This window comes from Kaistella palustris DSM 21579 (assembly GCF_000422265.1).
GTDB classification, from domain to species: domain Bacteria; phylum Bacteroidota; class Bacteroidia; order Flavobacteriales; family Weeksellaceae; genus Kaistella; species Kaistella palustris.
The window spans coordinates 1-13,112 of sequence record NZ_KE383812.1 but is presented as its reverse complement, the minus strand read 5'-3'; the positions used below and the strand labels follow the sequence as shown (position 1 = coordinate 13,112).

14 protein-coding genes are annotated in these 13,112 nt (G+C 42.7%); 6 read left to right on the top strand and 8 right to left on the bottom strand.

Annotation, left to right across the window (positions count from 1 at the left end; genetic code table 11):
• The first annotated feature begins 2 nt into the window (after nucleotides 1-2).
• From hisA to hisIE, 3 genes are read left to right on the top strand one after another with little or no spacing between them, the layout of a single operon-like run.
• Nucleotides 3-716, top strand: a complete 714-nt coding sequence (gene hisA / locus H562_RS0110095) for a 1-(5-phosphoribosyl)-5-[(5-phosphoribosylamino)methylideneamino]imidazole-4-carboxamide isomerase (protein WP_027377397.1) — start codon at nucleotides 3-5, stop codon at nucleotides 714-716.
• Nucleotides 716-1,468, top strand: a complete 753-nt coding sequence (gene hisF / locus H562_RS0110090; RefSeq protein WP_027377396.1) for an imidazole glycerol phosphate synthase subunit HisF — start codon at nucleotides 716-718, stop codon at nucleotides 1,466-1,468. Before hisA ends, hisF begins: the two co-directional genes overlap by 1 nt.
• A gap of 57 nt (nucleotides 1,469-1,525) precedes the next feature.
• Entirely contained in the window at nucleotides 1,526-2,146 is a 621-nt protein-coding gene (gene hisIE / locus H562_RS0110085; RefSeq protein ID WP_084466358.1) for a bifunctional phosphoribosyl-AMP cyclohydrolase/phosphoribosyl-ATP diphosphatase HisIE, read from the top strand.
• Nucleotides 2,147-2,237: 91 nt separating this feature from the next.
• Here hisIE and H562_RS0110080 read toward each other — a convergent pair whose 3' ends face one another.
• The 3 genes from H562_RS0110080 to rpmI form a co-directional block, all read right to left on the bottom strand.
• Entirely contained in the window at nucleotides 2,238-3,410 is a 1,173-nt protein-coding gene (locus H562_RS0110080; protein WP_027377394.1) for a M28 family peptidase, read from the bottom strand.
• A gap of 84 nt (nucleotides 3,411-3,494) precedes the next feature.
• Nucleotides 3,495-3,839, bottom strand: a complete 345-nt coding sequence (rplT, locus tag H562_RS0110075) for a 50S ribosomal protein L20 (RefSeq protein WP_027377393.1) — start codon at nucleotides 3,837-3,839, stop codon at nucleotides 3,495-3,497.
• A 118-nt stretch (nucleotides 3,840-3,957) separates the two neighbouring features.
• Nucleotides 3,958-4,155: a 50S ribosomal protein L35 gene (rpmI, locus tag H562_RS0110070; RefSeq protein ID WP_027377392.1), complete on the bottom strand. Its 198-nt coding sequence runs from the start codon at nucleotides 4,153-4,155 to the stop codon at nucleotides 3,958-3,960.
• A 474-nt stretch (nucleotides 4,156-4,629) separates the two neighbouring features.
• Between rpmI and H562_RS0110065 the strand changes: the two genes are divergently transcribed.
• Together H562_RS0110065 and betT are read left to right on the top strand one after the other, a co-directional pair.
• The gene (locus tag H562_RS0110065) at nucleotides 4,630-5,007 is read left to right on the top strand and encodes a DUF2200 domain-containing protein (RefSeq protein WP_027377391.1); all 378 of its coding nucleotides are present in this window, start codon (nucleotides 4,630-4,632) and stop codon (nucleotides 5,005-5,007) included.
• Between the two features lie 423 nt (nucleotides 5,008-5,430).
• A complete protein-coding gene (gene betT / locus H562_RS0110055; protein WP_051190474.1) occupies nucleotides 5,431-7,620 on the top strand; it encodes a choline BCCT transporter BetT in 2,190 nt (729 codons plus the stop codon).
• 34 nt (nucleotides 7,621-7,654) lie between these two features.
• Here betT and H562_RS0110050 read toward each other — a convergent pair whose 3' ends face one another.
• The 5 genes from H562_RS0110050 to H562_RS0110030 form a co-directional block, all read right to left on the bottom strand.
• On the bottom strand, nucleotides 7,655-8,875 hold the full coding sequence (locus H562_RS0110050) for a serine hydrolase domain-containing protein (protein WP_027377389.1): 1,221 nt from the start codon (nucleotides 8,873-8,875) through the stop codon (nucleotides 7,655-7,657).
• A 148-nt stretch (nucleotides 8,876-9,023) separates the two neighbouring features.
• Nucleotides 9,024-9,530 (bottom strand): translation initiation factor IF-3, encoded by a 507-nt coding sequence (gene infC / locus H562_RS0110045; RefSeq protein ID WP_156831988.1) that lies wholly within the window; start codon nucleotides 9,528-9,530, stop codon nucleotides 9,024-9,026.
• An 87-nt stretch (nucleotides 9,531-9,617) separates the two neighbouring features.
• Complete coding sequence (gene thrS / locus H562_RS0110040; RefSeq protein ID WP_027377387.1) at nucleotides 9,618-11,537, bottom strand: threonine--tRNA ligase; 1,920 nt, start codon at nucleotides 11,535-11,537, stop codon at nucleotides 9,618-9,620.
• A gap of 295 nt (nucleotides 11,538-11,832) precedes the next feature.
• Complete coding sequence (locus H562_RS0110035; protein ID WP_156831987.1) at nucleotides 11,833-12,342, bottom strand: hypothetical protein; 510 nt, start codon at nucleotides 12,340-12,342, stop codon at nucleotides 11,833-11,835.
• A 104-nt stretch (nucleotides 12,343-12,446) separates the two neighbouring features.
• Nucleotides 12,447-12,644 (bottom strand): hypothetical protein, encoded by a 198-nt coding sequence (locus H562_RS0110030; protein ID WP_027377385.1) that lies wholly within the window; start codon nucleotides 12,642-12,644, stop codon nucleotides 12,447-12,449.
• Nucleotides 12,645-12,861: 217 nt separating this feature from the next.
• Between H562_RS0110030 and H562_RS0110025 the strand changes: the two genes are divergently transcribed.
• Nucleotides 12,862-13,112 (top strand): IS1182 family transposase (locus H562_RS0110025; protein WP_034691067.1); only part of this gene is annotated, 251 nt, incomplete at its 3' end.

Here is a 13,112-nt window from a genome sequence, read left to right as displayed (position 1 = left end):
AAATGAAACTCATTCCAGCCATAGATATTATCGACGGAAAATGCGTCCGTCTTTCAAAAGGCGATTACGATACCAAGAAAATTTATCACGAAGATCCATTACATATTGCAAAAGAATATGAAGCAAATGGAATCCAATATTTGCATCTGGTTGATTTAGATGGTGCAAAAGCTAAGACTATTAAAAATTTAAAAACTTTAGAAATTCTCGCATCTGAAACAAATTTGATTATTGATTTCGGAGGTGGAATCAAAACGCGCGAAAGTTTGGAAAGTGCTTTCAATGCAGGAGCAAATCAAGTGACTATAGGAAGTATTGCAGTAGAAAATCCTGAAATGTGTGAAGAATGGATTAAAGAATTTGGCGCTGAAAAATTAATTTTAGGTGCAGATTGTTTAGACCGAAAAGTGAAAACTTCAGGCTGGTTGACGGATTCTAATTTCGATGTTTTGGAGTTTATTCAAGCTTATCAAAGAAAAGGAATCAATCAAGTAATCTGTACAGATATTTCAAAAGACGGAATGTTGGAAGGTCCGTCATTCGAATTGTATAAAGAAATTTTAAGTCAATCAAATATTTCCTTAATCGCAAGCGGTGGGATTTCTTCAATGAAAGATTTAGATGATTTAAAGGAACTCGGTTGTTCCGGAGCGATTATCGGAAAGGCTTTGTATGAAGGAAAAATCAGTTTACAGGAACTTCAAAAATTTAATTAATGTTAAAGAAAAGAATAATCCCGTGTTTGGATATCAAAGATGGAAAAACGGTAAAAGGGATTCAGTTTGAAGATTTAAGAATTGCCGGTGATCCAGTTGAACTTGCAAAAAAGTATGTTAAAGATGGTGCGGACGAATTGGTTTTCCTCGATATAACGGCGACTTTAGAAGGTAGAAAGACTTTAATTGAACTCGTGGAAAAACTCAGTTTAGAAATCAATATTCCTTTTACCATTGGTGGCGGAATTTCTTCTGTTCAAGATGTTGCAGCTTTATTAAAAGCTGGCGCAGATAAAGTTTCCATCAATTCTGCAGCGGTTCGCCGACCGGAACTGATTACGGAAATCGCCCAACAATTCGGAAATCAATGTGTCGTAGTTGCGGTTGATTCCAAAAATATCAACGGTGAAGATTATGTTTTCATTAATGGAGGAAAAATTCAAACAAAACTGAAAACTTTAGGCTGGATAAAAACGGTTGCCGATTTAGGAGCGGGAGAAATCCTGCTGACTTCAATGGATTTTGACGGAACGAAAAATGGTTTCGACATCCGAATGTTACAAAATGTTTCAGATGTTTGTCACCTTCCAATTATCGCTTCAGGCGGTGCAGGAAAGATGGAAGATTTTACTGAAGTTTTTACTAAGACAAATGTTACTGGCGCTTTGGCTGCGAGTATTTTTCACTTTAATGAAATAAAAATCTCCGACTTAAAAGAAAATTTAAAACAAAACAAAATATCCATAAGATGATGAAATTGCCAGGAACCAGTTACAAATAAATACGAATACTGTTTAAGGCGATTGCATATGACATTTAAAAACAATAAAAAATCACATATGAAATTAGATTTTGAAAAAGGAAACGGTTTAGTTCCTGTAATTATTCAGGACGATCGCACGCAGCAGGTTTTGATGTTGGGTTATACGAACAAAGAAGCGTTGGAATTAACGCAGAAAGACGGACGCGTTCATTTCTTCAGCCGTACCAAAAACAGAATTTGGTTGAAAGGCGAAACCTCTGAAAATTATCTATACGTAAAAAGCATCAAACAAGATTGCGATTCAGATGCTTTATTAATTCAGGTGAAACCTGCCGGAAATGTTTGTCACACCGGAAGTTTCGGTTGTTTTGAAGAAAAAAAAGCGAAAGGCTTTTTATATGAATTAGAAGAAACCATTTCGGAAAGAATTGATCAAAAAGTCACCAATTCTTATACTTATGATTTGTATCAAAGAGGTATCAATAAAATGGCGCAGAAAGTAGGAGAGGAAGCTGTAGAATTGGTGATTGAAGCGAAAGATGATAACGCTGACTTATTTAAAAATGAAGCCGCGGATTTGCTCTACCACCTTTTGATCCTGTTGAAAGCAAAATCGTTTTCGCTGACCGAGATCGAGGAAGTGTTAATGAATCGGAATCAAAAGTAACAGAACCGTTTTTATTTATCCCGCACAGATTTCACAGATTTCAGGAATGTTATAAACTGCGAAACAGAAAATTTCGCGCTGATTCCATGGGCTATTTTTTAATGATCATTTTTTTCGTCACTTTGTGATTCTCAACCGTCATCGTGCCCAAATAAATACCTGAAGAAAGTTTCGAAACATCGATTCGTTTCTCATTCTTTGTTTGTATTAAAGTTCGCCCCGCTAAATCTGTAACCGCAAAACTGAAATCTTTCAGATCAGAATTTAGCATCTCAATTTGTACAAAACCGTTCGCAGGATTCGGATAGATCTTCAGTGACTCCAGCATTTTTTCCGGCGGACAATCATTAATGGCTAATGCCGAAATACTGGCCAGTGCGAAATGTTGAACAGCGCCCAAAGCAGCTTTGCCTACATTATAAACAAAAGTCGGATCCATATTCGCGAAAGTATCGTTTACGGAATGCGGATAAGGACTTTCATTGTACTCATAAAGTCCTGTGATTACCTCGCCGTTGGCCTGAAAAGGCATGTAATCTGAGCCGTAGGCATAATTGAGATTTGCCTGTAGAGGCGAGTAGAGCGCCACGCAGTTCATCAGCATCTGCGTTGCCGTGCTTGAGGCGCCATTGTTGGAAGACGGACTGCTCGTATCTCGTTCGCAGGTAACGGTATTATTTACCTCGCCGGCTACACCGCCCACCTGATCGATGTTGAGCACGAGTTTAATATCCATCTTAGGATTTGTGCCGTTTACCACGGTGTTCACGTAATTCTGACTGCCGCGCAAACCCTGTTCCTCACCGGAAAAATTGATGAATTTAATGGAATACTCCGTCGGTACGTCTTTAAGGATTCTCGCTATTTCCAGGATAATTGAGGTTCCGCTGCCATTGTCATTCACGCCGGGACCAACGATGGTATCATAATGTCCGCAGACGATAACGTAAGTATTTGGATATACAGTTCCTGTTTTGGTAAGGATGAGATTTTTGGTGGTTTTGCCGTTGTAGGAAAAAGCATTTTCCGAAAGTTGCACGGTGTTATATCCAAACGCAAGATATTTCGCTTTCAGCCAGTCAAAAGCATTATTGTTGTTTACGGAACCCGTGGTTTTCACGCCCAGATCTGAGAAATCGGTGAGGTTGGAGACTATGTTTGTCAGCGATACCTCGTTCACGCGGTTCTGATAGGTTTGCGTAAAAGTCTGGGCGCGGAAATTCGCGGAGAGGCAGACCGCCGAGAAAAACAATAATTTTTTCATAAATACTTTTGAGGCATAAATTTAAAAAAAAATCCCCTACATCGCTGTAGGAGATCCTGATATTGATAACAACACTTTTTTAACTTATTTTACTTGGTCAACGATTGCTTTGAAAGCTTCCGGGTGATTCATTGCTAAATCTGCCAGAACTTTTCTGTTCAATTCGATATTGTTGGCTTTCAGAGCGCCCATAAACTGGGAATAAGACATCCCGTGTTCTCTGGCTCCCGCGTTGATACGCATGATCCAAAGGCTTCGGAAATTTCTTTTCTTCTCTTTTCTACCGCGGTAAGCATATTGCATTGCTTTTTGCACGGCGTTTTTAGCTACGGTCCAAACGTTTTTTCTTCTACCGAAAAAACCTTTCGCCTGCTTCATTACTTTTTTTCTGCGAGCTCTGGAAGCTACTGCATTTACTGATCTTGGCATAATTAAATTTGTTTTTTTGAAAAGGGCGGCAAATTATTTCATTACACTTTTCTGCACCGTTTCAGGGTTAAATTTTTTGAATTTTTGTAATTCTTATAAACCGGTTGATTTATAAAAACTATTTTAAAGCTAATTGGCGAAGCACGCTTTTCTTGTCCACTTCGGCCACATAAGAAGTTTGCGTAAGATTTCTCTTCTGCTTGGTTTCTTTTTTGGTCAGGATGTGGCTTTTGAAAGCACCTTTTCTTTTAATCTTTCCGGTTCCGGTCAGCTTAAAACGCTTTTTAGCACCTGATTTAGTTTTTAATTTTGGCATTTTGCTTAATTTTATCTGGTTGTTATCAATCGTTTTGGTTGTCGTGGTGTCGCCCGGGGGAATTCCCACAATTTTCCGACTGCAAAAGTACATAATTTCCCTGGATAATGAAAGTAATTTAGGTTTTCGAGGTTTGTGGCAGCAAATACTTTTTCAGCACTTTTATTTGGGCGTGTCGCCGCAGTCGTTCATTGCGCCGGGCTATCCACTCATACTCCTCGCCCGCCTGCGGCGGGCTGCGGGGTAACCGTTCCTATCCCTCACGCGGCAGTCGGCCCAAAACATTTTTTTCATTAATGCGACTTAACGCCGCGCAAGACACCGCGAAATGTCTTCACGAAACAAAATAAGCTCTCCGGAAATATTTATAATAATTCCCCATTATTCAGGACTAATAAAAGAATTGGTTTGAATAGTTCCTATATTTGAGAGTCAGCAGGCCCCGCTTAAATATATCACTGTAAAAATAAATGTATGAAAGTTACCGACGAACACAATAAACGGATTGCCGAAATGGTATTTGGATCTGTTTATCCGCACTACCTTTCAAAAATCGAGAAAAAAGGCAGAACGAAACAAGAGTTACATCAGGTGATTGAATGGCTCACCGGCTATAATGAAACAAAACTTCAGGAAATGATTGAGTCCAAAGTCACTTTCGAAACTTTTTTTAAAGAAGCAGAAATCAATCGGAACGCCTCTTTGATCAGCGGTACAATTTGTGGTTACCGCATTGAAGAAGTCGAAAACACGCTAACCCGGCAAACGCGCTGTCTGGATAAGCTGGTCGATGAATTGGCGAAAGGGAAAAAAATGGAAAAAATTCTAAGACAACCTAAAGAAAATAGTTAGCCAGTGCAGCCGTTAACTTATTTATAGGTCAATTCTGTCATCGGTCTTAATAATATTTTTAGCCGCGGCGCAAAAAACCTCAAAAGCTTTTCTGCCCAACAAATTCCGGGGGAATATTTTGCCTTAAAAAATTTCTTTTCTGGCTGGGATTTAAGCTGGATTTGAATCTTTGTTATTTGCCGCATCTTTTTGCACCCCAGAAATTTGTATCTTCATTCAATAATTCCACTGAAAACCAGTCCGGGAAATGTTGGGGGAATTTTGTAAGAAACTGCATTTTTTACGGTCAGTTTACAAAGTGATCCTGACAATTGTTTACTACTTCGCTAATTACACGCTTTACAGTTGAACCTGCTACCTTAGCATCATTAAAAAGAAAGATATTTTATTGTAAATTTATTTTAAATAAATAAGTACCTACCCATGAGTCAGCAGCCAGATAACCAAAGCGCCCGGGACAGCAAACCCTTACATAAAACCAGATTTGAGCGTAGCAGGTTTGGCGGCAGCGTAAAGCCGCATAAGGCTGAAGATGAAGTCCCCGTAACAAAAAGCGATTTGGGAAAGGGTGCTCAGAAACTGTCGCAAACCAAAACCGCCGAAATCAACTGGAGCGTTTTGATAATTTCGTCGCTCGTGATCGCAGCGTTTTCCGTTTGGGCAATCCTGATGCCGAATGAGGCCGGCGGCACCATGAAATTGGTTGTCAACTGGATAGCCGAGAATTTGGGCTGGTATTATGTACTCACCATGGCGCTGGTGATTTTCTTTGTGATTTGGGTGGCACTTTCAAAGGCAGGAAGCGTGCGGTTGGGCCCTGATGATTCGCGGCCACAGTATGGTCTCGGTACCTGGGCGGCCATGTTGTTTGCCGCAGGCGTGGGTATCGACCTGCTGTTTTTCTCGGTCACGGGACCGGTCGTTCAATATTTGAAGCCGCCCTCCGGCGAGCCCGGATCCTCCGCCGCTCTGCAGGATGCAGTCGTCTGGACCATGTTTCATTACGGCATTGCCGGGTGGTCGGTATATGCACTTTTGGGTATGGCCATGGGTTACTTTGCCTACCGTTGGGATTTGCCACTGTCGATCCGCGCGGCACTTTATCCGCTATTTGGTAAACGGGTCAAAGGTTCATTGGGACACGGCATCAGCACCATTGCACTTGTGGGAACTGTGTTCGGCGTGGCGACTACCATGGGAATTGGTGTGGTGTTGCTGAATGTAGGATTTTCGGAGCTTTTTGGTTTTAAAGAAGGTCTGACCCTGCAGATTGCGCTTGTTGTGGGAGCTGTAATCTTAACGATTGCTGCTACAACTTCCGGTGTCGACCGGGGAATACGCTGGATTTCCGAGCTTAATCTCTGGAGTGCTGTGGCCATGATGGCATTTATTCTCATCGCAGGCCAAACCGCTTTTTTGCTCAATGGACTTGTCGAGAATATTGGCCATTTCATAGTTACGCTGCCCTCAAGGATGTTTAAAACTTTTGCTTATGTGCCCGACAGCAGCGAATGGATGGGAAGTTGGACACTGTTTTTCTGGGCATTCTGGTTAGCCTGGGGACCTTTTGTCGGCGTGTTTCTGGCGCGGATTTCCCGGGGAAGGACTTTGCGTGAGTTTGTAATCGCGGCAATTACAGTTCCTGTACTTTGTGATTTTATCATTGTGTCTTTTTTTGGCAATTCTGCTCTGTATGAAGTGCTTCACGGCAACACCGAATTCGCCGAACTTGCAATGAACAGTCCTGAACACGGCTGGTACGCGTTGCTCAGTATGTTTCCCGCACCGATGTTTTTAATCGGTCTCGCGACTTTTTCCGGGCTGCTGTTTTATATCACCAGTGCCAACTCGGGAGCGATGGTAATGTCAAATTTTTCTGCCTCAATCCCGGACCCAAGTGAAGATGGGCCCAAGTGGCTGCGGATTTTCTGGGCGGTGTTAACTGCTGTGCTGACGATCGCTATGCTGCTGGCTGGCGGCGTAATTACCATGGAATATGCCACCTTGATTTTCGCACTTCCTGTGACGGTTATCGCGTATCTGGTCATGTTTTCGTTTTACAAAGCACTGCGGATAGAGCGTGCAGAACAGGAAGGCAGAACGCTGCGACGCTCCACGATTACGCCCAGTGGAGGTCACGTTCCGGAGCGTACCTGGAAGCAGCGTTTGGGTAAAATGCTGACTTATGCTTCAAAACGTGAGGCTGTACAATTCCTGGAGCGTGTGGTTCGGCCCGCGCTGGATGATGTGGCGGCGGAATTTCGCGGTCAGGGCTACGAGGCCGAGCGGCAAAACGCAGATCACGATCACGGCGTATCAACGATCGATCCCAGCCGGCCGTCAGGTCCTTTACTTCGTGTATCGACCGACAACCTTCATGATTTTTATTATCAGGTGGCAATGGTAGCGACACCAACACCGACCTTCAGCGGTAAAATGGCTGCGGATACCGATGTATATTACCGTCTTGAGGTCACTACCCAAACAGGCTCCGGTGGCTACGACCTGATGGGACTGACGCGGCAACAGGTAATTGACGATGTGCTGGAGCAGTATGATGCTTACTTAAAATACTTAAGCGGGATGGGAGACGGAGATAATTCCGAGGATTGATAGTGCTTTCCGTTAGGCGGTGAAAAGAAAATTTTTATTGCAAAGCTTTCTCAACTGCTTTTATAAATTCACTTCTTTTCGCTGAAAGTTCTCTGGAACCGGCAGATGGCCAGGCCGCTATCTGCGCGATTACCACGTTTGTTTTGGGATTGATGTAAATCATCTGACCGAAAATTCCAAAAGCTGCGTAACTGCCATCTGCATTTCGCCACCAGAGATATCCGTATCCGCTGCCGCCTGTTCCGGTCGGTTGTAGGAGCGAAACCGCGTTCTGCACATATTCATCAGCGAAGAAAGGGTGGTGGCCGTTTTCATCGCGAAAAAGCATTACCGTTCCTAACCGTGCAAAATCCCTGACTGTAGCGGAAAGGCCACTGCCACCAAAATTACCACCGCTGCATTCGTCTGCCAGCCAAAACGCGCTGGACTCCATGCCCCAGGGTTTCCAGATTTTTTCTGAAAGGTAAGATGCCAGTGATTTCCCCGTCGCTTCCTCAATTAAAATTCCCAGTAAATCGGTTTCGCCGGTGCTGTAATTCCAGACTGTTCCCGGCTCGTGCGCGGCAGGTAGATTTTTCATGTAAGATACAATATGCGCTTCTTTACCAATACAAGGCTGGCGGTACATACTTGCCACATCTGAGTTTTCGTCGGCGTAATCCTCATTCCAGGCGATTCCCGACGTCATTGTCAACAGTTGGCGCACGGTTACTTTCCCATAATCCACATTTTGCAGTGCGGCGATATATTTGGAAAGTGGATCATCCAGGCTTTTAACCGAACCGTCTTTCAGTGCTGCACCCAGAAGCATGGAAGTTACAGATTTTGCCACCGAAAAGGAGGTCCATTTTGTTTGGCGGTTGGATTCAGCTCCATAAACTTCGAGCTGCACTTTGCCGTTTTGCAGAACAACAATACCCGTGATGTGATTGTCCGTTACATACTTTTTCAGATAATCGGCTGGCAGAAGATTGCGTATATCTCTGCCTTTTTTCAAAGGAAAAACTTTATCGCCGGTCTGTACCTGCAAACTTGGGAAAATCCGGTACATCTGTGGGAAGCGCCGCTCTTTTTCAGCCTGGGACCAGAACAGAAGACTTTCCATTTTCTGTCCCATGGTTTTTCCCGGAATTGCAGCGCATTCTTTTGTAGCGAGTGTCCCAGCGGTGTATTCTGACGTATTTATCTGTGCGCTGACTATGCAGGTCGCCGTCGTAGACAGTATAAAGAGAAAGCTTTTATAATAATTAAACACGCTTTGATTTTTTTTAAGTTTATGTAATGTTAAAGGCACGGATCATAGAAATTCACCTGCGAGCTACAAACAAGTCATAAAAAAAGAGACTGCATCAGTCTCTTTCTATTAGTTAAATGCAGTATTTACGTACATTTTATATTCTAAATTACTTCGCAGGTTTTTTCGGACTCATCATCATGATCATCCTTTTTCCCTCCAGCTTGGGGAGTTGGTCAACTTTTCCGACATGCTCCAGTTCCTGTGCCAGTTTTAAAAGAAGGATTTCTCCCTGATCCTTGAAAATGATCGAACGTCCTTTAAAAAAAACATAGGTTTTCAGTTTGGAGCCTTCTTCGAGGAATTTTTCGGCGTGTTTCTTTTTAAACTCGTAATCGTGCTCATCGGTCTGCGGCCCGAAACGGATTTCTTTTACAACGACTTTTACCTGTTTGGCTTTAAGTTCTTTCTGCTTTTTTTTCTGCTCATAAAGGAACTTTTTATAATCCAGAATCCTGGAAATATAAGGTTCTGCTTTATCTGAAATTACCACAAGATCAAGATCCTGATCTTTTGCAATTTCCAGCGCTTTTGCTAAAGGATATACGCCCGGTTCTACGTTATCACCTACGAGACGTACCTCTCTGGCGCGGATCTTATCGTTGATCTGATGCAAATCCTCCTGTACGCGTCGCTGTGGACCTCTTCCTCTGTAATGAAATTTCTGTGCTATGGTGTTTAATTTAAGTTGTTAAATATCCAATTATATCGTGGCTTCTTTTTTAAAATAATTAATGAAATCTTCTATACTCATTTCACCAAGATCGCCCTGACCACGACGGCGAACCGATACTGTGATATTGGCTTCTTCGTTTTCACCAACTATCAGCATAAACGGCAGTTTCTGCATTTCTGCATCCCGGATTTTCTTACCGGTTTTCTCATTTCGCTCATCGATCAAGCCGCAAATATCGTGATTTTCCAGCAATTGTGAAACTTTTTTTGCATAATCCACATATTTTTCGCTAATAGGCAAAATGATAAACTGATCGGGAGCGAGCCAAAGCGGGAAATCACCGGCTGTATTCTCCAAAAGTATTGCTATAAAGCGCTCCATAGAACCAAACGGTGCGCGGTGGATCATGACCGGTCTGTGTTTTTCGCCGTCGCTGCCTGTGTACCAAAGATCGAAACGTTCCGGCAGATTATAATCCACCTGGATCGTACCAAGCTGCCAACGTCGTCCCAGCGCATCCTTTACCATAAAATCCAGTTTCGGACCGTAAAAAGCAGCTTCGCCATATTCGATCACATAGTTGAGACCTTTCTTTTTGGCCGCCTGAACTATGGCATCTTCAGCCTTTTTCCAGTTTTCGTCGCTGCCGATATATTTTTCTTTTTTCTCCGGATCTCTCAGTGAGACCTGGGTAACAAAATCTTCAAAGCCCAGCGACTCAAATACATAAAGTGTAAGATCGATCACATTTTCAAATTCAGCAAGCAGCTGATCCGGCGTGCAGAAAATATGAGCATCGTCCTGTGTAAATCCGCGGACTCTTGTCAAACCATGAAGTTCACCGGACTGCTCGTACCGGTAGACCGTTCCAAATTCTGCAAACCGCTTTGGCAGGTCTTTGTACGACCACTGACCAACTTTATAGATTTCGCAGTGGTGCGGGCAGTTCATTGGCTTCAGCATAAACTCCTCGCCTTCATTTGGTGTTTTGATCGGCTGGAAACTGTCGGCACCATATTTATCCCAGTGGCCGGAGGTTACGTAAAGTTCTTTTGCCCCAATATGAGGCGTCATCACAAATTCGTAGCCGGATTTCTTTTGGGCGGCGGACAGAAATTCTTCAAGTTTTTTTCTTAATGCAGTTCCTTTTGGCAACCAAAGCGGCAGGCCGGCACCCACTTTTTCCGAGAAAGCAAATATGCCTAACTCTTTGCCGAGTTTTCTGTGGTCGCGTCGCTTGGCTTCTTCCAGTCTTTCCAGATATTCGGTAAGATCTTTTTGTTTCGGGAAGGAGATGCCGTACACACGTGTGAGCTGCTTATTTTTTTCGTCACCGCGCCAGTAAGCACCGGCAGCGTTGAGGATTTTTACGGCTTTTACAATTCCTGTTGCCGGAATGTGGCCGCCACGGCAGAGATCTGTGAAATTGTCGTGGGTACAAAAAGTAATCTCACCATCGTTGAGGTTGGTGATGAGTTCTGTTTTATATGGATTGTCGGCATACTCCTTCAGCGCATCTGCTTTGGACACGGGATATAAACTGAAGGTGGTGTTCTTTTTGGCGTTCTCGAGCATTTTTTTCTCGATCTTTTCAAAATCTTTTTCGGAAAGTACCTCATCGCCGAAATCTACATCGTAATAAAAACCCTGCTCAATCGCCGGTCCTATAGTCAGCTTGGCCTGCGGATAAAATTCCATGATCGCCTGCGCCAGAAGGTGCGCAGAGGAATGCCAGAAAGCTTTTTTGCCAAGATCATCATTCCAGGTCAGAAGCTGAAGCGTAGCATCCCCGGTGATCGGCGTAGTAATTTCAACCTGCGTTCCGTTGAGCACGGCAGATATTGTATTTCTTGCCAATCCTTCGCTGATTGATCTTGCGACTTCAAGCGGCGTAACCGCACCTTCGAACTCCCGGATGCTTCCGTCGGGAAGAGTAATCTTTATCATTATGATTTTAAAAAGTGGTAAGATGCAAAAATAAGGTTTTTCTATGAAATCTTATTTTAATGCTACAAGGTTTTTTTGCAATAAATTAAATACAGAAAATTCGTAAAAAATATCCTGCCGGAGAAAACAATACTGAAGTTTTAGCCCTGATCGAAACGAAAATCTTTTTTTGACAGCGCCAGAGCGCTGGCAGAAAAAATTGTAGTGGAGAGCAGGCGTACCAGTGGAAAGATACGTACCCTCGGTGCTCCAAAAAAATACGGCCTCAAATTTTTTGAAGCCGCAGTTGCTGAATTTAGAAAGTGTTGTTGTCGCCCTGACTGTCCATATCGGAATCCATGCCACGTGGCCGGGTCTTATAATTTCGTGTTTCCTCCGTGAAATACAGGTTGTTTTTTGCTTTTGCGATGATCCTGGCTTTTTCTTCGGCGCTCACCTTGGTGTTTGACTCATATCTGTCTTTGGTAAAATCATTGACATTGATGGCGCCCTGATCGTTCATTATATCACGGGCTTTTTCAGCGCGGTCCAGATCATCCGTATAAACAGTGACAAGGTTGCTTTTGGTTCCGGCGTAGCTGTAGCGGTTTTTGTCATCTTCGTCATCTCCAAAAAGCCAGTTCCAGAATTCGCCTGTTTTTTTATCTTCCTCGTAATCGTAACCTTTTGCCGCGTCATATTCGCCCGTGGTGTTATGGCGGGAGACATGGTAATCTTCTTTCTTGAAACCTGCGCTGTCTAATTTATCTGAGGCTTTATCTGCTTCTTCGGGGGTTGGGAACATTCCCACAATGGTGTAAGACATAATTTATATTTTTAGTTAATATTGATGTGATGCGTGTTTACAATCAAAAACTGTGGCAGAAACACATGACCAGAGAAACTTTAAAATACTTTAACAGTATGGGCTCACCGATGCTGTTTAGGATTTTTTTCGGTGTTTTCGGTTTTGCCGTCTTTTTGGAGCTGGGAGGTGTGCTGTATCTGTTCATCCGCAGCGTTTCCGGTTTTTATTTTTTCTGATGAAGCGGGAATGTTTGGGAGATCCTGATTCTGTTTCTGGATTTCCGAATCTTTGAGCTGTTTGTTTTGTGAGGGAGCATTCATAATTTTATTTTTTATTGTTAAGAATTTCGCGGTCTTTAAGTAGACGCTAATTTATGCGGCAAAGCGTTTGCCAAATATTGCAGCAGTAAAAACTTTAAGTAAAAAGCATAAAAAAAGAAGCCGTCTCAAAACTGAGGCGGTTTTTTTGTGATTTTTTTTGCAAAGTATTGTCTATTTTATAGTTGTTTTGTATCTTTAAGTATTGATAATCAATGATATGAATATTAAATTTAAAGATTATAATCAACAACAAAACTGGTTATTCCCGCCCTCAATCGAGGAATTGATTCCGGAAAGTCATCCTGTTCGCATCGTTAATGGGGTTATTGAGCAACTTGATCTGAGACTGCTCATTGAGGAGTATAGTAAAGATGGCAAACCCAGCTTTCATCCCAAGATGATGCTCAAGGTAATGGTTTACGCTTATATGGATAATATCTATTCCAGCAGGAAAATCGAAAAAGCGAT